General features: G+C 69.3%; 1 protein-coding gene. It reads left to right on the top strand.

The genetic code is table 11. The features are described 5' to 3' along the window. A partial coding sequence (locus tag ACWGKS_RS29920) for a serine/threonine protein kinase (protein WP_452525082.1) occupies nucleotides 1–1,344 on the top strand: 1,344 nt, incomplete at its 5' end. Between the last annotated feature and the right edge of the window lie 187 nt (nucleotides 1,345–1,531).

The following is a 1,531-nucleotide window of genomic DNA, read 5'->3' on the forward strand; positions in this document are numbered from 1 at the left end:
GGTGTCATGCATCGTGACCTCAAGCCGGCCAACGTGATCCTGTCCCCGACCGGGCCCAAGGTCCTGGACTTCGGTATCGCCAGGGCCACCGACGACCACGCCCCCGAGAAGGGACTCTTCGGCACCCCCGGCTGGGTCGCCCCCGAGCGTTTGGCGGGTGGGCGGGACACCCTCGCCGTCGACGTGTTCGCCTGGGGAGGGTTGGTCGTCTATGCCGCGACCGGGCACGGTCCCTTCGGTAAGGGGGACACCGCCACGCTCATCGCCCGTACCCGCGCCGGCGAGCCCGATCTGGATGGTGTCCCCGAGGAGCTGCTGCCGTTGGTCTCGGCGGCGCTGTCCCGGAATCCGATCGAACGACCCAGCGCCGTGGAGGCGTTCACGAAGCTGCTCGACCTGGCCGGTGCCGGCGCACCGGGCGAGGGTTCGCGCGAACGTTTGCGCGCGCTTCTGGGGCGGGTGTGGGCCGGGTTCCCGGTGGTTCGGGGTGCAGGTCGGTGGGTCGCCGCCGGTTCGGTGACGCTGCTGTCGGGGTCGGCGCCCCTGGCCGGGGGCGGAGCGGGAGCGGTAACCGCCAAGGCCTTCGGCGCGGGCACGGTCGCCGGGATGGGCAAGGTCACCGCCTCCGTTGTCGCCTCGACCTTGGCCGTCACCGTCGTCACGGGTGCTTGGGTCGGTGGGCGGATGTACTCCGATCAGCCGATCCTCCCAGGGTGGTCAGAGGAGACCGTCGCCGCCTCCGACCCCGCGACCGAACCGGATCTGGAACGGGTGGAGTTCCGGGGCATGACGCTCACCCTCCCCGAGGGCTGGACGGCCATGACGTTCGAGGAGGAGTTCGGGAACTTCTCGGTCGAAGAGGAACGGGTCATCGAGGAGTGGCTGCTCCTCTACCCCGGTGGCCAGGAGGGATGCGAGGAGGTCGACTGGTCCTGGGGGCTTCCGACGGAGCTGCACGAGTGTCACCACGTCCAGGTGCTCGGACCGGGTGGAATCGCTTACGGGGGCGAAGCGTGGCAGCCCCTCGTGGGGACCGACGGAGTTCAGGAACGATTCCACCCGGGGACCGATCCGGGTGCCTGCCTGGATTGGGCGGAGCTGAGGGAGTGGCGGGAAGGCGAGGACCTGGAGGAGTTCGAACACACGACGGTCGAGGTCGGAGAACAGAACGCCTCGTACGCGTTCGGGCCCGGGACCTGCGTCGACTCGCTTTCCCCGGTCAACCGGATGATGATCTACGAACAGCGTTCCTGGTTGCTCGAAGAACCGGAGATCCTCATCGTCGACAACTACGGGATCGAGGGGTTGGAGACCATTTTGGCGGAGGCCGACCTGCCCGCCTGAGGGGGCGGGACAGGCCGAAACCTCAGCGGGGCGAGGGGAGCTCGACGGCGAGCTTGTCGACGATCGCGGCGAGGACGTCCGGGGCCTCCAGCGGACCCATGTGACCCAGGGCGGGGATCTCCCGCACCTCCGCACGGTTCTCCAGGAGGTCACCGAGGTGGTGGGCGTGCCAGGGCGGGGTGAGCTT

Source organism: Nocardiopsis sp. NPDC055879 (assembly GCF_053615935.1).